This is a genomic window from Planktothrix mougeotii LEGE 06226 (genome assembly GCF_015207485.1).
Classification (GTDB): Bacteria; Cyanobacteriota; Cyanobacteriia; order Cyanobacteriales; family Microcoleaceae; genus Planktothrix.
Map to the genome: position 1 here is coordinate 15,611 of NZ_JADEWU010000046.1, position 16,855 is coordinate 32,465.

The 16,855-nt window shown below is 39.9% G+C and carries 13 protein-coding genes and 1 tRNA gene; 9 read left to right on the forward strand and 5 right to left on the reverse strand.

All coding sequences use genetic code 11. From position 1 onward, the window contains the following. Positions 1-8: 8 nt before the first annotated feature. Positions 9-5,216, reverse strand: coding sequence for a response regulator (locus IQ236_RS17820; protein ID WP_193870543.1), 5,208 nt, complete (start codon positions 5,214-5,216; stop codon positions 9-11). 352 nt (positions 5,217-5,568) lie between these two features. On the opposite strand from IQ236_RS17820, the gene IQ236_RS17825 reads away from it, so the two are divergent. The 5 genes from IQ236_RS17825 (at position 5,569) to IQ236_RS17845 (ending at position 8,063) form a co-directional block, all read left to right on the forward strand. Continuing rightward, entirely contained in the window at positions 5,569-6,087 is a 519-nt protein-coding gene (locus IQ236_RS17825) for a DUF4330 domain-containing protein (protein WP_190515607.1), read from the forward strand. Positions 6,088-6,233: 146 nt separating this feature from the next. After that, complete coding sequence (bchM, locus tag IQ236_RS17830; RefSeq protein WP_190515608.1) at positions 6,234-6,920, forward strand: magnesium protoporphyrin IX methyltransferase; 687 nt, start codon at positions 6,234-6,236, stop codon at positions 6,918-6,920. 109 nt (positions 6,921-7,029) lie between these two features. Beyond that, positions 7,030-7,446, forward strand: a complete 417-nt coding sequence (locus IQ236_RS17835; RefSeq protein ID WP_072720316.1) for a hypothetical protein — start codon at positions 7,030-7,032, stop codon at positions 7,444-7,446. Between the two features lie 159 nt (positions 7,447-7,605). Then, positions 7,606-7,824, forward strand: a complete 219-nt coding sequence (locus tag IQ236_RS17840; RefSeq protein WP_193870544.1) for a type II toxin-antitoxin system HicB family antitoxin — start codon at positions 7,606-7,608, stop codon at positions 7,822-7,824. After that, the gene (locus IQ236_RS17845) at positions 7,824-8,063 is read left to right on the forward strand and encodes a type II toxin-antitoxin system HicA family toxin (RefSeq protein WP_193870545.1); all 240 of its coding nucleotides are present in this window, start codon (positions 7,824-7,826) and stop codon (positions 8,061-8,063) included. The genes IQ236_RS17840 and IQ236_RS17845 overlap by 1 nt, the downstream gene beginning before the upstream one ends. A gap of 105 nt (positions 8,064-8,168) precedes the next feature. Here IQ236_RS17845 and IQ236_RS17850 read toward each other — a convergent pair. Beyond that, positions 8,169-8,240 (reverse strand) — tRNA-Val (locus tag IQ236_RS17850). 76 nt (positions 8,241-8,316) lie between these two features. On the opposite strand from IQ236_RS17850, the gene IQ236_RS17855 reads away from it, so the two are divergent. From IQ236_RS17855 to IQ236_RS17870, 4 genes are all read left to right on the forward strand, one after another. After that, entirely contained in the window at positions 8,317-8,988 is a 672-nt protein-coding gene (locus IQ236_RS17855) for a metal-binding protein (RefSeq protein WP_193870546.1), read from the forward strand. Between the two features lie 41 nt (positions 8,989-9,029). Further along, a complete protein-coding gene (gene mazG, locus IQ236_RS17860) occupies positions 9,030-9,854 on the forward strand; it encodes a nucleoside triphosphate pyrophosphohydrolase (RefSeq protein ID WP_193870547.1) in 825 nt (274 codons plus the stop codon). Positions 9,855-10,416: 562 nt separating this feature from the next. Continuing rightward, positions 10,417-11,811, forward strand: a complete 1,395-nt coding sequence (argH, locus tag IQ236_RS17865) for an argininosuccinate lyase (protein WP_193870548.1) — start codon at positions 10,417-10,419, stop codon at positions 11,809-11,811. 180 nt (positions 11,812-11,991) lie between these two features. Further along, on the forward strand, positions 11,992-12,729 hold the full coding sequence (locus tag IQ236_RS17870; RefSeq protein ID WP_072722702.1) for a response regulator transcription factor: 738 nt from the start codon (positions 11,992-11,994) through the stop codon (positions 12,727-12,729). A 399-nt stretch (positions 12,730-13,128) separates the two neighbouring features. Here IQ236_RS17870 and IQ236_RS17875 read toward each other — a convergent pair whose 3' ends face one another. From IQ236_RS17875 to IQ236_RS17885, 3 genes are all read right to left on the reverse strand, one after another. Then, complete coding sequence (locus IQ236_RS17875) at positions 13,129-13,899, reverse strand: PHP domain-containing protein (RefSeq protein ID WP_228041718.1); 771 nt, start codon at positions 13,897-13,899, stop codon at positions 13,129-13,131. 600 nt (positions 13,900-14,499) lie between these two features. After that, positions 14,500-15,681: a HetZ-related protein gene (locus IQ236_RS17880; RefSeq protein WP_193870549.1), complete on the reverse strand. Its 1,182-nt coding sequence runs from the start codon at positions 15,679-15,681 to the stop codon at positions 14,500-14,502. Between the two features lie 548 nt (positions 15,682-16,229). Then, positions 16,230-16,823, reverse strand: a complete 594-nt coding sequence (locus IQ236_RS17885; protein WP_193870550.1) for a Uma2 family endonuclease — start codon at positions 16,821-16,823, stop codon at positions 16,230-16,232. Between the last annotated feature and the right edge of the window lie 32 nt (positions 16,824-16,855).

A 16,855-nucleotide genomic window follows, 5' to 3' on the forward strand; every position in this document is an offset into this window, starting at 1 on the left:
AATCCTTCTTAATTTTGGATTCCGATGGCTTCCCTGGCTAATTCTTGTTCTAAAGCCGCTTTGACTCGTAACCATTCTGTTTCCATCTTTAAGAAGCCCGCCGCCGCACTTCCTGATGTAAAACATTCAGTCCTAGAGCCATTTTCTGCGGCCATACCAACCCGTCCCATATATTCTAACTCTTTGCATAACTCAGAAAATGTGATCGCACCTAATTGAGCACTACTGGATTTTAAGGTATGAGCAGCTTCTTTTAATCCTTGTATATCTTGAGTTTTGATCGCCGTTTGAATTTGATCAATTTTTTCAGGCGCATCCGCTAAATAATCCTGAATTAATGTATTAACAAAGGGATCATCCTCATCATCATATTCTCGGAGATTTTTCAACACTTGTTGATCGATGGCGGAAGAGTCCAAAGCGACAAAATCTGGAGGGATCAGAGATTTTTCTAAGGGTTGATTTCCATTCGTGTTACCTTCTTTTTCTTTTGGAGAATTAGAAGATCCATTGAGAGTAAAGTCCGATGAATTGATTGGAGATTCATGGCTATTTTCAGGAGAGAACGGTTGACATTTAGATAAAGCTTTTGCCAGTTCTTCCCGCCGCACAGGTTTAGTAATATAATCATTCATTCCTGCGGCTAAACACATTTCTCGATCGCCTTGCATCGCATTCGCTGTCATAGCAATAATCCAAGGTTTAGGGGGGCGATTTTCGGGACTTTCTGCATAGTCCTGACAAATCCGACGAGCCGTTTCTAATCCATCCATTAACGGCATTTGAACATCCATCAAAATGACATCATAATATTGACGATTTAAAGCTTCTAAAACCTCTAATCCATTCCCAGCAATATCAGCCCGATAACCCAATCGTTGTAACATTTGAATGGCAACTTTTTGGTTAACGACATGATCTTCAGCTAGGAGAATTCGTAAACTATTGGGCGTTGGAGGCGATAATAAATTAGGTGAGCCCGCGCCAAAGGATTTAGCAGAAGATTTAAAAACGCCTTCAAGGGATTGGCTGAAAATTTGAATTAATGTATTATAAAATTGCGATTGTTTCAGAGGTTTATTAATAAAACCAGCACAATTAATTTGAGTAGTTTCGACTTGTTTAACGAGATCGGTATTCACGACATAATTAAAGAACGTAATATTCAGAGGTTTTTGTTCCTGGAAAATTTCGGCATTGTCCCGTTCCCAATCTCGAATTTTTTGAGCCAGGGTAATGCCATCAACATCCGGTAAATTCATCCCTAAAATAACTAAATTAAAATCAGGATTCTTTTTTAAGACATTCAGGGCTTCCTGTCCGGTTTTAACAGAAACAGGAATCATCCCCCAAGATTTTGCTTGTCGAATTAAAACCGTTTGATTAATACCATGATTTTCAACAATTAATAAACGCTTCCCAGCCAGGAAATTAGAGAGTTCATCTGTTTCAACATTGGGGATACCTTCAGCCCGAATGGTAAAGTAAAATGTTGACCCCGAATCTAACTCTAACGTCTCAACAAAATCCTCTGGAGGATTCCCGCTTATTGTAGACATTAAGGGTTGAGTTTCAGTGTTAGAATTGGATAAAGCTCGGCTGACTACCCACATTTGTCCGCCCATTAATGCACATAACCGTTGACTAATTGCTAATCCTAAACCCGTACCTCCATACTGACGAGTAGTGGACGCATCCACTTGAGAAAAAGCTTTAAATAAACGATCCATACGATCAGGCGGAATGCCAATACCCGTATCCTTAACCGCAAACTGAATATCATAAATTTTGTGAGCAATTGTTGGAGTAGGAGTGAGGTTAATCGGAGTATTTTTCACTTCCGCAGCTTTCACCATCACGACCACCTCTCCTTCGGCGGTAAATTTAACTGCATTACTGAGTAAATTGACTAAAACTTGGCGCAGTCTTGTGACATCTCCTAAAATCATTTGCGGGGTAGAAGGATCAATTAAATAAGCAATTTCAATTCCTTTTTCCGCAGCTTTTGCTGAAAGTAATTCTAGGGATTCTTCCAAACAATCTCGAAGTTTAAAGGGATTTTGTTCTAAATCTAATTTACCGGATTCAATCTTAGAAAAATCTAAAATATCATTAATAATCGTGAGTAACGCATCCCCACTGGTACGAATAGTTTCTACAAAATCCTGTTGTTCAGGCGTTAAATTCATATCTAATAATAACCCCGTCATCCCAATCACCGCATTCATCGGCGTGCGAATTTCATGACTCATGGTGGCTAAAAAGTCACTTTTAGCCCGACTGGCAACTTCAGCGGCTAATCTTGCTTCTTCTAAGGCTTTATTTTGTTCGGCTAATTGTTGACGATTTTGGACTTCTACTTCTAACAGTTTAGCTTGGGCTAAGGTTAATCCCACTTGATTCGCAACATCTTCTAAAAATTCAATTTCTTCAGGTATCCATTGGCGCATTTTATCGCATTGATGCAGCATAATAATGCCATTAGCATCCCCTTGATAGGAAGTACGAACCGCTAACATGGATTTTAATCCCATGCGCCGACACATGGGGGAAGAAGATTCTAATAAAGGTTCGGTAAAAACATCAACAGAAGCGATGGCGGCATCTTCCGCTAAGAGTTTTTCAATATAGGGATTATAGGTGACAGAAATTTCAAAATTCAAGGTTGAATCATAGCCAGATTCCAGATATTCTGCGACACAGGATAAGTGAGAATAGGGATCAGATCGATAAGTATAAATAGAACAACGATTGACTCCGAAAACTCGACCAATTTGGGTCGCTGTGGTTTGAAAAATTTCTTGAGTTTCTAATTTAGAACGAACTTTATGGGTGATTTGTTTCAGTAATAATAAATGTTGATTTTGTTGTTGAAGAATTTCTTGAGATTTTTCTCGTGCAATCTCATGGCCGATATAATTTGCCATTAATTTAATAATCTCTAAATCTAAGCTTTGAAAGGGTGCTCGTGAGTGACGACTCATAAAACTCAACGTTCCATAAATTCTTCCTCCTAACATTACTCGGATGCCAATATAAGCTTCTAAGCGTCGCGTTTGATAAGCAGGATGATCTTTCCAGGTTGACTGTTTAATAGATTCTAAACAAACCACTTCTTCGGTTTTTAACGCTTCCCATTCAAAGGTTTGTTCAATGGCTAAAGTATCTCCCTTGGCAAATCCAAAGGGAAAATCATCACTTAAATAGGAAGAAATGACTTCATACCGATCTGCAAAAACTCGTCCCAGTAATCCAATATCCATCCCAAATCGATGACAACCCATGCTTAAAATAGCATTAATTCGGGTTTCAAAATCACGATTACTGCCTAGGGTAATTTCATAAAATTGACGAATTAAAACTTCTCGTTCTCTTAATTGATCTAATTCTTGAAACTGTTCTGTAATATCATGTAACGTTCCGATAAGTCCTGTAATCTGTTGCTGTGTATCTAGGATTAATTGCGCTGAAATTAAAATCCGTCGAGTAGTCGGTTGAGAACGCTGTCCGGTACGTTGTTGTTCTTTAATATTAAATACTAAAAGCCGGACTTCCTGTTGACTCGATTTGGAGCGACCTAACATTAAAGATTCAAACCATTGACTGGCTTTTGTCCGATCTTGAGAATAAATATAGTTTAAAAATGATGTCCCTAAACTATTTTCTACGGTTAAACCCGTTAACGGTGTCCAAGCTGAATTTAAAAATGTCCAATTTCCTTGAATATCCGTTTTAAAAACTACGGATTTTAAGCGATCAATGGTATTATCATCAACCGTTTGATTAGGCGGGGGAGGAGGGGATGAAGTCTTTTCTAACAGGGAAGAGGTTAAATCAATTTGAGTTCCAATTAAGCGTAGGGGTTCTCCTTGTTCACTCCAAAATCCTTGACCTCGATTGAGTACCGATTTATATTGACCATCTTTACACCGGATGCGATATTCTGTCAGATATTCATGATTTTTTTGAGAGAAATAATCCTTTAAAGCAACTTTAACTCGATTCAAATCTTCAGGATGAATCCGACTTAACCATTCCTCTAAAATATTTTTAACTTCATGTTCTTGATATCCTAACATTGCTTTCCATTGAGAAGAATAGAAAACTTCATTAGTTTTTAAATTCCAATTATAAATCCCTTCTTGATGAGATTTTAAAGCTTCAATGGCTTCATTACTTAAGGATGAATTTTCACAAGATACAAACCCAGAGTCAGAAGGAGTTACTTTTGAAGTCTCCTGAACTTGATGCTGCCAATTTAAAAGAATATTGTGCATAGACTTCGGTTGAAGCACTTGCAGCAAAATAGTTTGAGGAGAAATTAAACTAATCGGATTATTTTTATCATCTATTAAAATAATAGGAAGCTGATAATAATATTTCCGCATTAAGATTAAAGCAGTTTTTAGGGAAATGTGCGATCGCAAAACTAGAGGCGGGGTATTACAAATACTACTGGCGTTAAGGGTTTTGAGATTCAATCCTAAAGCTTGAATGGAAATAATGTCATGACGGGTAACAATTCCCACCGATTTAGATTCAGATTTGGGTTTAGAAGTCTGATCGGGTTTTAATGGAGAATTAGAGGAAACGGGTTCAGTAATCACCACTTCATCCACACCATGTTGCAACATTAATTCAGTTAATTGCCGTACCGTTGCTGTCCCAGACGCCTGAACAATTTTAGAGGTTCGTAGGGGAGCCAGTTGATTTAATTTAATTAAATGATCAGGCAGAAAAAGATGTTCGAGAAGGTGGGAAGGAACTCCTACAGGAATATCGGGTAAACGTCGTGATGTTTTGCTTCGTTCTCGGAAAGAAAGTTGTAAACAATTTTTGGGACTGATGATCCCAACTAATCCGCCTTGATCATCCACAATAGGAATTTGTTGAACTTGATGTTTTTCTAATAACCCCATCATTGTAAAAATATCATTAATTTCCGATTCTCGAACGGTAATAAATGACCGAATCATAATTCGAGAAATGGGAAATCCCTTAAGAGAATCTCCAATAGAATTTAACTGAATAATATCTCGTTCTGTAAAAATCCCTACAATCGTCGGTTTCTGCTGGGGAGTATCGGTTGGTTCAATGATCAAAACCGAGGGGGAAGCGGTACGGCTCATCAACAAAATAACCTCTTCCACAGGGGTTTCCGGTGTCGTGGTTAAGGGATGGCGGTTGATAGCTTGACGAACTGAGGGAATAAACATAGAGGGCTGGTTTGGGTTAGGGCTAGCTGGAATCAGGTTTGGTACTGGGGTCTTGTGGAGGCTCCGCAAATCATCTAGGGCAAGATAAGGGTTAAGATACCTGGGGGGTAATACCCTCTCTTACTACCAGCATATTGGCATTTTCACTGGATGTCTTACCCCATTTTGCAACGACCTCTGAGTCAATCCCGAATTAAGGCCATTGGTGAATAGAATCTTTACTTCCATTTTGGCTTCTTATCGCCTTTAGATTTAAAATTTTTGAGGGTCATTTTCACCCAAAGTCATTTTCCGGGTCACTGCTCCCTTGAGTTTTTCCGGGCAATTACCTAAAAATCACAATAATTATCCTATGAAAATTTTAGATTCTCAAGGCCGTCTTTTCGGTAAAATTAGCATTCTCGATTTGGGTGCTGCTTTCGTTATTTTACTGGTAATTTTTGGTATTTTCTTTTACCCGGGTACATCGGGTTCTGTCGCTCAAGTCGGTGTCACCACCCGTCCTGTGGAAGTAGATGTTCTGGTTGTTGGACTTAAAAGCCGTAACGCCAAAGAATTATTTAAAACGGGACAAAAAACTAACTTAATTATTCGGAATCAACCCTATGGTCAAGTCACCCTGAAAAACATAGAATTTTTACCCAGAATTATCCCCGTTACTCAACCCAATGGCACATTGAAACCCCTTCCTGACCCCACTGCTGACGTTTTGTTTAACAATAACCTGCTTTTGACCTTAGAAGGAAAAGGTCAAATTACCGAAAATGGCCCGGTTTTAGGGAATATCAAAATCAAAGTCGGTACTACTGTTGAACTCGACGGCAAAGAATACAACTTCAACGGGACAGTTATCGAAGTTCGTGTTCAGTAATCAGTTATCAGTCATCAGTTATCAGTGATCAGGGGTTCGAGTTACTATGGCGCGTTTTGACTGACGTTAATCCTGTCCCCTCCCATGCTTCATAGCCTCTTTGCCTTACAATAAAGGTTTGGACGGAATTTAATTTCAAACAAACCATGAGTGTAGCAGACGAGAAAACCGTAGTTCGGGATTATTTTAATAGCACAGGATTTGATCGGTGGCGACGAATCTACGGTAATGGTCAAGTTAATAAAGTTCAACTGGATATCCGTCAAGGACATCAACAAACCGTTGATCGAGTCATAGATTGGTTGAAAGCTGATGAAAACCTACCCGGTTTAACTATCTGTGATGCGGGATGTGGGGTTGGCAGTTTGAGTATTCCCTTAGCAGAAGCTGGCGCCGTTGTGTATGGGAGTGATATTTCTGAAAAAATGGTAGCGGAAGCCTATGAACGGGCTAAAAACAGCCTTAGCGTGCTCCAAAACGTTACCTTTACGGCTCAAGATTTAGAAACCCTCCAGGGTCACTATCATACTGTGATTTGTTTGGATGTCTTGATTCATTATCCTCAAGATCAAATTCCTGAGATGATTTCTCATCTGTGTTCCTTAGCAGAGTCTCGTGTAATTTTGAGTTTTGCTCCAAAAACCTTAGCCTTAAGTGTTCTCAAAAAAATTGGGGAATTATTTCCAGGGCCGAGTAAAACCACTCGTGCTTACCAACATCGAGAAGCAGATATTGTTAAAATTTTTAGAGATAATGGTTTCTCCATTCAACGACAAGCTATGATCGGCACACGCTTCTACTATTCGCGCTTAATGGAAGCAACACGCACTTAAAATTAGGGTCGGCAGGCGGGAGATCAAAGATCAAAAGATTGTTCTCTATCTTCCCCTGTAATTGTTGCCTTGATGAGTGTTCTGCTCTCTCTGGTGGGGAGGAAAAACGATGCAGTTCTTGAAGGTGATCACGGCTAGTTTATTAGTTCCGGTTGGCATGGGTTGTCTATTGGCGATCGCCACTGAATTGATCAATCCTCATTCAACGGCTGATAGCAAACTCAGTATTATTTTAGGCGGATTAATCTTAGGTTTACCGTCCTTGGGAATTGGCGGCTGGGTGGCTTGGGATTGGTATCAAGAACGCTCTCAGAAAATTCAAGCTCGTTCTCGACGAATTCGTTCTATTTTTTGGCATTTAGTTCAAGTTCAAGGCGGAGAAATTACCGTTCAAAAATTAGCGCAATATACCCATTTATCTCGTTTTGAAGCTAAAGCCTTTTTAGATCAAAAAGCCCAAGAATTAAATGGCACATTTGAAAAAAAATCCAATGGGGAAATTATTTATCATTTTCAGGTCGAATAAACTTGAGTTTAAAATTCTAAGGAGGAAGATTAAAAATCCCCCAGTTAAGCTAAATGTTCGAGCAAATTTTTAAAAATATTATAGTGGATAGTTAATAGTTGACAAGGGGTAAACGATGTGAGTTTTTGGGGATGAAAAATTAATTTTGTAGAGGTACTTATGAAAAATATCAAAATTATTGTGGAAAAGCACCCTGATGGTTATGTTGCTTATCCTTTAGGGATTCAGGGGGTTGTAGTTGGTGAGGGTGATACTTATGAAGAAGCTCTAAATGATGTGCGCTCGGCTATTTTATTCCATATCGAAACTTTTGGAGAATCGGTTCTAGAATCTGAATCTTCAATATTAGAGGCTTTTGTAGCAGAGGCAAGTCTATAATGCCAAAGTTTCCGGTTGATGCTCCCCAATCAAAAGTAATTAAGGTGCTTGAGGGTTTTGGATTTTCAATAGTTAGAGAAAAAGAGCATATCTCTATGATTAGACAAAATCCTGATGGCACAACGACACCTTTAACTTTGCCAAATCATAAACTGATTAAAGGTTCTACTCTCAGAAGTATCTGTACTCAATCGGGGATCTCACGGGATGATTTTATTGCTGCTTATGAACAAGTCTAGAAATATAACTGCTCTGAATGCCAGAATGAATCACATTAATGAATCTTGCCTCAAGAACTGCACAACCAGACATCACACACTTAACTTGATAATCGACACTAATAATGGGCGGTACAAGATTCGAACTTGTGGCCTCTTCCTTGTAAGGGAAGCACTCTACCGCTGAGTTAACCGCCCGATTCACACATTAACCTATTATAACATAAACTTTTAGAAGCACAACCCTATTGGCAATTTTTAATTTCCATCCCCCATGCCCTCTGGTCAAACCCACGACCGTATTACCCTTTGGAGCTTACCGTTGATTGCGGGTTTGACCTGGAGCCAAACTCGCAGCAGTCACTTAACTTTTTTGGTGACCGGAAGTTTCCTGTTTAGTGGGTTAATGTTTGGGCCGGATTTAGATATCGATTCCCGACAGTTTCAACGCTGGGGACTATTGCGATGGTTCTGGGTTCCCTATCAAAATAGTTTACGTCATCGCTCCTTTTTATCCCATGGGCCGTTTATTGGTACGGCGTTGAGGATTCTTTATTTAGGAGGGGGTCTGGGTTTAATTGGACTTTTGGGATTACTCATTGCAGAATATTTAGGGCTGATTTCGTCAAATCCTTTAGAAATTGCTCAAAATAGTTTAAGTTCCCTCTCCCATTATTCCAGAGAATGTATTGCGGTTTATTTAGGATTAGAAATGGGAGCGATGAGCCATTCCTTTAGTGATTGGTCTAACTCGTTTTATAAGGAATTTAGAAAATGGCTAAAAACCGGAGAAACTTCTCGCCCCACCCTAGAACCTGAAAAACCTAAAAAACGCAAACGTTCAGTTTCTAAAACTGCTTCTGTTGAACTTCCCCCCATTAAAACCAAACGTTCAAAGCAAAATTCAACGACTGCTAAAAAATCTTCTCGTCGTTCTAAAAAATAACGTTTTTACCCTTGTTTTAAATCACAATAGAGGTATTTGTAATGAACAACCCTGAAAATATGACTTTAACTCCTAACTTAATCGCTTTACAAAATTTAATCGATGTAGTTGCTAAATTGCGATCGCCACAGGGGGGATGTCCTTGGGATTTAGAACAAACCCCAGAAACGTTAATTCCCTATATTCTTGAAGAAGCTTATGAAGCGGTTGATGCTATTCGCAGTGGCGATCAAAAGGCCATTGTAGATGAATTAGGGGATTTATTATTACAAGTAATTTTACAAGCTCAAATTGCCAGCGAAACTCAACAATTTTCAATGGCAGATGTCGCTAATAATATTACTGAAAAGTTAATTCGTCGTCATCCTCATGTTTTTGGTGAAGTAGAGGTTAATAGTGTGGAAGAAGTTCGACAAAATTGGGAAGAAATTAAAGCCAATGAACAAGGAGAAACACCCGAAACCCAGAATTTAAGTTCTAAATTAAGCCGTTATGCACGACAACTTCCCCCCCTAATGGCAGGAATGAAAATTTCTAAAAAAGCCGCAGCTATTGGGTTTGAATGGGATAACGTTGAGGGAGTTTGGGATAAATTTGAGGAAGAAGTCGCAGAATTTAAGGAGGCTATTCAAGGAACGGATAAGGAGCATCAACAAGCGGAATTAGGTGATATTTTATTTGTCTTAATTAATTTAGCCCGTTGGTATGATTTAGATCCCTATATGGGATTACATGAAACCAATCATCGCTTTATTCAACGGTTATCAAAACTTGAGGAAGCTTGCGATCGCCCCTTCTCAGAATACAGTTTAGAAGAACTTGATGCCCTCTGGCAACAAGCAAAAGCCATCCTAGCCAAGAAATAATCCGTTGTAGGGGTGGGGTCTCCCCGCCCAGATGCCATTATAGATTAGATAAAACTTTTTATTTATATAGACAATTTTATTATTTAAAATAATGTCAGGAAATTTTAATATTTTATTGAAAATTACTCTCAAATAGTTGACGGAATCATGGGGGTTCTGGTACACTTAAGGAAACACCCGTCAAGGGGTTATTATGTCTAAACGTCAAAATAGAGGCTGAAACTCTCATTCTTTCGTAAAAAGTTATAATTTTCTGACACAATTGAGCTTTAACAGAACACGAATTTTTTGAGGTTTCCCTGAAGCTTCAAATCAGCCTCTTGACAAAATCAAGATTTTATGCAGTGTCACCTTTGATGACTCAATTATTGAAATCACACCCGGTTTTCTGTTAGCCTTCCTACGGTTAGAAAGTTCACCAATAGTATTGTTAAACTTAGTGGATTTTTCAGTAATTTTGTAGCAACCGAGACAAAAGTATTTCCCATCAAGAATCCCCTTGCTTTCAGCTAGGGGGAATGTCAAGATGTAGAGTTGACAAAGAATCAGAAAAAGTCCGAATATGACAACAACAAACTCAAAAACCTGGAGTCAACGGTTTGAAAAATCCCTGCATCCTGCTATTGCAGAGTTTAACGCTAGTATTGGGTTTGATATCCAACTGATTGAATATGATTTGACCGGATCAGTTGCCCATGCTAAAATGTTAGCAAAAACAGGAATTATTGCCCCTGAAGAAGCCGAACAACTGGTTTCCGGTTTAGAACAAATTCGTCAAGAATATCGGGAGGGAAACTTTAACCCTGGTGTGGATGCAGAAGATGTTCATTTTGCAGTTGAACGTCGGTTAATTGAATTAGTCGGAGATGTGGGAAAAAAACTACATACGGCTCGATCTCGGAATGATCAAGTGGGAACAGATACCCGTTTATATTTACGAGATCAAATTCAACAAATTCGTCAACAATTAGTTAGCTTTCAACAGGTATTATTAAATTTAGCGGAAACAAATGTTGAAACGTTTATTCCCGGTTATACCCATCTGCAACGGGCCCAACCTCTGAGTTTAGCCCATCATTTATTAGCTTATGTGGAAATGGCAAATCGAGATTGGGAACGCTTAGGAGATGTCTATAAACGAGTCGATATTTGTCCCTTGGGAAGCGGCGCGTTAGCGGGAACAACTTTTCCGATTGATCGCCATTATAGTGCAGAATTATTAGGGTTTGGGCAGGTTTATGCTAATAGTTTAGATGGAGTCAGTGATCGAGATTGGGCGATCGAATTTTTATCGGCTGCGAGTTTAATTATGGTACATTTAAGCCGTTTAGCAGAAGAAATTACCCTTTGGGCTTCTCAGGAATTTAGTTTTGTGACTTTGACCGATAGCTGTTCAACGGGTTCTAGTATTATGCCGCAGAAAAAAAACCCAGATATTCCTGAATTAGTGCGAGGAAAAACCGGGCGGGTGTTTGGTCATTTGCAAGGGTTATTAGTGATTATGAAAGGTTTACCGTTAGCTTATAATAAAGACTTGCAAGAAGATAAAGAAGCTCTATTTGATGCGGTAAAAACGGTGAAAGGCAGTTTAGAATCGATGACCATTTTAATGGAAGAAGGAATAGAATTTCGGACTAACCGTTTAGCAGAAGCGGTGGCGGAAGATTTCTCGAATGCAACGGATGTAGCGGATTATTTAGCCGCACGAGGAATTCCCTTCCGAGAAGCTTATAATTTAGTGGGAAAAGTGGTCAGAACTTGTTTAGAAGCGGGGAAATTACTCAAGGATTTAACGTTAGCAGAATGGCAAGAATTACATCCTCAATTTGAAGCAGATATTTATGATGCAATCGCACCTCGTCAAGTGGTTTCTGCTCGAAATAGTTATGGCGGAACTGGGTTTAATCAGGTGAAACAAGCTTTAGAAAGTGCTCGTCAACGCTTGAATCAGGGTTAATATTATTTTGTAGGCAAAAAAGAGCGATCGCCGATCCAAATAGGCGATCGCTCTCTGATTTAACACAATTTTATGATTTTGTCAAGTACGGCTAATTGAGTAAAAACCGTCCTTTAGGTCAGTATAATTGAATTAAAATTTTCGCTAAAGTGAAAAAAACGTTGAATTTAGGTTAATCTGATGTCGAGTTCAATCAATCCTCCTGCATCTGAGGCTGAAGTTTCCCAAGTTCCCGCTAGATTGTTATTAGTGGACGATGAACCGGGACTGCGAGAAGCGGTACAAGCTTATTTAGAAGACAGTAACTTTACCGTTGATGTGGCGAGTAATGCTAAACAAGGGTGGGAATTGTTGCAACAAAATCTTCCTGATTTAGTGATTACGGATATTATGATGCCGGGAGTGGATGGCTATCAATTTTTACAACAAATGCGGGAAGATCCTCGTTTCAAAGCCTTACCCGTTGTTTTTCTAACTGCTAAAGGCATGAAAAGCGATCGCATTCAAGGCTATCAAGCCGGATGTGATGCCTATTTATCTAAACCTTTTGATCCAGAAGAATTAGTCGTGATTGTCAAAAATTTATTAGCTAGACAAGCAGCCCTTCGCAGCAGTACCGGGGATGGAAATCCAGATATTGCTACATTAGCAGGTCAAATTGCTCGGATTGAAAATATGTTAAAAGGTAAAAGCGGAATTCATCAAACCCCCGCCCCGATTAAAATTGATTTAACCCCCCGTGAGCAAAGTGTTTTAGATTTAGTCGCCAAGGGATTAATGAATAAAGAAATAGCCCGTAATTTAGAAACCAGTGTTCGTAATGTTGAGAAATATGTCAGTCGTCTGTTTACCAAAACGGGAACCAATAGCCGGACAGAGTTAGTGCGTTATGCTCTTGAACACGGTTTAACCGAATAAGGAATATTGAAGAAAAGTTACATAAACTTACAATTTATAAGGATTCTGCTTCAAAAGTTATATAGATCTGTTACTGTAAGGGAGTAGAGCTTATCATTTTTAGTGATGATGAAAGTGTCTAAACCTTCAACCCAACCTGAACAACAATCCATCGGGATGACTGTTCTGTTCTTTATTCTTCTCATGGGAATTTTAGGAATGATGATCCTCAAAGGTGGAGTTTAACTTTCTATAGGGGGGAAAAATCAACTGAAGTATGATCAGCAGAAATCCTGAGTTACTTCTTGTATTTTTATTAACTCAAAGCATAGGGTTCGTCCGAAAAATGTCGAACCCTATTTAGAATTGGGAAAAACGCTCCTGTATCAACATTTGAGCAACTAACATCAATTACTTAAATTAAATCCGAAGTAATATATCACGACCATGAGTATCCGTGCCACAGGTGTTCAGTAAACCATAGCTATCGGTTAACTGTTTAACTGGGTTGACGATTTCTGGGGTGGGTAACCAAGGGTTCGTATGGCGATAGGCATAATATACTTCAATGCCATCCATTCCCAAACGAGCCGCTTCTGCAATGACTTCAGTGAAAGGACGACGATACCGTCCTGGATGAGCTAAAACGGCTAACCCTCCGGCTTCTTGGATAGCAGCTATCACGTTTTCAGCAGAATAGGCCTCTGTTTTCACAAAAGCCGTGTCACCTTGCAGATAGGGTTGTAGACAAGCTGCATCAGGATCAAAAGCATAACCCAGAATATGGACATTTACACCCAATAACTGAGCATGAATTTCTGCCCCTATCCATAACTGAGGGGCTGTATGAGCAAGTTCGGGATGGTTTTGTTTCCAGTTGTCTAACCACTGTTGTGCTTCTTTGTAACCTTGGGTTGTATGGTGATCCGTAATAGCCAGTCCTTTTAACCCAATGTCAATGGCTTGTTGCATCACTTCATCCGGTTCAAGTTGACCATCTGAACGTCGGGTATGGAGGTGAAAGTTATAGAACTTTGGGCAACTTCTGGCATTCAAGGTTTGAAAGACCTGTTGCAGTGCTAACCTATTTTGGGCAGAAGGGATCAATAAGGATGATTCCACATATCCGGTCTGGATGTGAAACCACCTCGACAAAAGTTCAGAAGCTGAAGTTAGATTAACACTCATCATAAAAATGGGTAGAAACTCCGTCCTTATAGGACGGCTTTACAAGCCCCTTTATGAGTGCGGGAGTCGTGAGTAGGGAGTAGGGATAGGGAGTCGTTAATTCCCGATTCCCGATTCTCGATTCCCGCATTAACGGGGACTGGTTTTTAAATGGCGATAAGCCCAGGAAACCAGCAAAACCCGTTTAAGTCCCTTCCCGCAACACAGATAAGATGTCCTGTCTAACAGCACCTAACCAATTAGGCTTGCAGAGAGTCCAGACTAGGGAAGTATCTGGAAGTGCGTACCAACCTGTGTCTCAATGCGGTATTCACCTCTTGCGTTGTCTAAATTGATTTAGACAATCCTCACCCTTGAAGGGTGCGGTTGGTGAAAACGTCTTAATCTTAATAAACTGTTACTATAATCTACTGTATCGAATTTACTCGGCAGTTGCGACAAGACAGCCTTAAGATTGACCAATTTTTGATTTAAAATTCTTATATAAGGAAATAGGGAATAGGGAATTACGAATTACGAATTACGAATTACGAATTACGAGCAGGGAATAGGGAACAGGAAACAAGGGGTTGAGGGTTTCCTTGTTTCCTAACACAGTTCCCATTATGCTAAGGCCTCGGTGTTACGGTAGTTGAAAGCCATGTCGAGGAGTTTAGCCCAACGTTTTTGGACTTGTTTGGGGGTGCATTTGAGGGCAGAGGCGATCGCTTTATCGCTTTCTTGAGTAGCTTTAAGTTGCAGTAACGTTTGCTGATCAGCCGATAATTGAGCTTGAAAGGTTTCCCATTGTTGGCTGTTCATCCCCAATTTTTGGTTAATATCAGCCCCTAACCATTCATGGACGAGTTTCCAGTTGGTAGACCGGGCGAATTTTTCAACGTGGTATTTAAACCGTTGTTGCAGATAGTCCCGTTGACGGGCGGTTAACCCCATAGCTTTGTCAATATCGCAAGCTTGGAGATCTTGCATTTTCAAGGTTAAGTATTTGACACAATCACTTTGTCCTTGAGATTCTAAATATTGAACCAGTTCAGCGATAACCCGATCTCGTAAAACACTTTCAGCCGGGTCAGGGGTTTCAGATACCATTTTTTCCCGAATTTGCTGCATTGCAGATGTCCGACTTTGAGCTTCGGCTTCTTCGGTTTTACCGCCTTCAACGGCTAACTCAATATCCATAGAGGTTTCGGGGGGTTGACCTTTAGCAAAGCCTTGGGCGCGTAATACAATTAACCGTTGACGGTTGCGACCGGGTAAACCAATTTGACGTTTGGCATACTGTTCGGTAAAAGCCATGTATTCTGCTAATTCTAAACGGGTGCGGGGGGTATAGTCGGCTTCCAGAACGTGTTCCCGACGGAAAGCCCGTAAACACTCGACATAAAACCCTTGCAGAAAATCTTCAATTAAATTGTAACGAGCTTGGAAGCTTAATTGAGACTCAAAGGAAGCAACGTGACGGTATACCATCGCTGCTAAGTTAGAGTGCAATTCTACCCGACCTTGACGAGAACCGAGTTTGTAATATTCTAAGCACTTTTGCAAGCGATGACGAGCTAAACTTAACTGCCAGGTTTCCACTTCCCCAGAATTTTGAATGCGGTTGCTTTTTTCGCAAATACGTTCGACTTCTAACGCCATCCGCAGCGTCACCGCCCGACCACTAGCGGGAAGGGTTTTGACCGTTGTTTGCAATTCTTGTAATAAGAGTTGAGCTAAAGCTTGAGGATTAATAGAATTAAGGGTAACTTCAGAATCTTGAATAGAAATTTCTTGTGCAAACATGATGGATGTCCTGGGGTAAAGCACGGTGTACAGAAGGCGAGAGCGAAAGGCGGTTTGGTGTTTCCTGATTCAACTCTCTACACTTTGAATAGTAGAAGCAGCCCCTTTGGAGTAGTGATCAGAATGTTCCACTCTCTGAGGTAACTGGTTAGATGCCTTTGTCCATTCCTCTACATCAAGCCATTGTGCATCACCCTGAAAGCCTTATTTAATCGATATTACAACCCCGTTTTATTCCTGTAGATCACACCTAATTTTGCTGGGGTTGTCGAGGTTATCAATAGACCAGTTTGACAATTGGCTACCTGAATCTTATGAAGAGAGACTGTAATAGGGAGTTCCTCTATAGCAATCCTAAATGATTGGCGATCAAAATATAGAACCCCACCCTAGCCCTCCCCTTAGTAAGGGGAGGGTTGGGAGGGGTCGAGATAGATGGAAATATTACAACTGATTGAGGATGGCTATAGTTCTCTACAACCACAAAGACACCAAGAATACTTTGTGTCTCTGCGTCAGGGGTGTTTATTCTAATTCCGCAAATCTACCTACTGTTGCTCTATCAAGGTAAAATCGACTTTATCGTAAAGATCCGCTAGGGAAATTTCAAAGGAAACTGAGGCGAGGGATAAGGTGGCAGTTTCCCCTTCATATTCGGAGAGTAACCATTTGCCGTTATCGGTTTTCGTGAATTGTTCAACGTGGTGATGATATTGATCAATTAAAAGATATTCTTGGAAGGTGGGAATCGTTCGGTAAGCCTGAAATTTGTCTCCTCGATCATATCCTTCTGTAGATTTAGAGAGGACTTCAGCGATTAATGTTGGATTCGTTAAACTGTCTTTTCTGCCTTCTTGAAATTGTAATTCTCCTGAAATCATCATAACATCTGGATAAGTATAAATTCGTTTTTGAGGAATCCAAAGGCGTTGGTCGGTTACAAATACCCGATAAGGTTGACGTTTGAGGGCAAAATTTAATCCTCCACTTAGATTCAGTGCAATTTGATTGTGATTGGGGGTTCCACCTGTCATAATAACAATTTCTCCATCTAAATATTCATGGCGTTCTTGAGAATTGAGTTCTAATTCTAGGTATTGTTCAATGGTTTTCTGGTCTTGTTTTTCAATTTGAGCGATCATAAAGTTTTACCTGATTAGGGAACAGGGAACAG

Coding starts and splice junctions, on each gene's coding strand:
- IQ236_RS17820 (WP_193870543.1), bottom strand. CDS start 5,216: ATGTTTATTCCCTCAGTTCGTCAAGCTATCAACCGCCATCCCTTAACC.
- IQ236_RS17825 (WP_190515607.1), top strand. CDS start 5,569: ATGAAAATTTTAGATTCTCAAGGCCGTCTTTTCGGTAAAATTAGCATT.
- bchM (WP_190515608.1), top strand. CDS start 6,234: ATGAGTGTAGCAGACGAGAAAACCGTAGTTCGGGATTATTTTAATAGC.
- IQ236_RS17835 (WP_072720316.1), top strand. CDS start 7,030: ATGCAGTTCTTGAAGGTGATCACGGCTAGTTTATTAGTTCCGGTTGGC.
- IQ236_RS17840 (WP_193870544.1), top strand. CDS start 7,606: ATGAAAAATATCAAAATTATTGTGGAAAAGCACCCTGATGGTTATGTT.
- IQ236_RS17845 (WP_193870545.1), top strand. CDS start 7,824: ATGCCAAAGTTTCCGGTTGATGCTCCCCAATCAAAAGTAATTAAGGTG.
- IQ236_RS17855 (WP_193870546.1), top strand. CDS start 8,317: ATGCCCTCTGGTCAAACCCACGACCGTATTACCCTTTGGAGCTTACCG.
- mazG (WP_193870547.1), top strand. CDS start 9,030: ATGAACAACCCTGAAAATATGACTTTAACTCCTAACTTAATCGCTTTA.
- argH (WP_193870548.1), top strand. CDS start 10,417: ATGACAACAACAAACTCAAAAACCTGGAGTCAACGGTTTGAAAAATCC.
- IQ236_RS17870 (WP_072722702.1), top strand. CDS start 11,992: ATGTCGAGTTCAATCAATCCTCCTGCATCTGAGGCTGAAGTTTCCCAA.
- IQ236_RS17875 (WP_228041718.1), bottom strand. CDS start 13,899: ATGATGAGTGTTAATCTAACTTCAGCTTCTGAACTTTTGTCGAGGTGG.
- IQ236_RS17880 (WP_193870549.1), bottom strand. CDS start 15,681: ATGTTTGCACAAGAAATTTCTATTCAAGATTCTGAAGTTACCCTTAAT.
- IQ236_RS17885 (WP_193870550.1), bottom strand. CDS start 16,823: ATGATCGCTCAAATTGAAAAACAAGACCAGAAAACCATTGAACAATAC.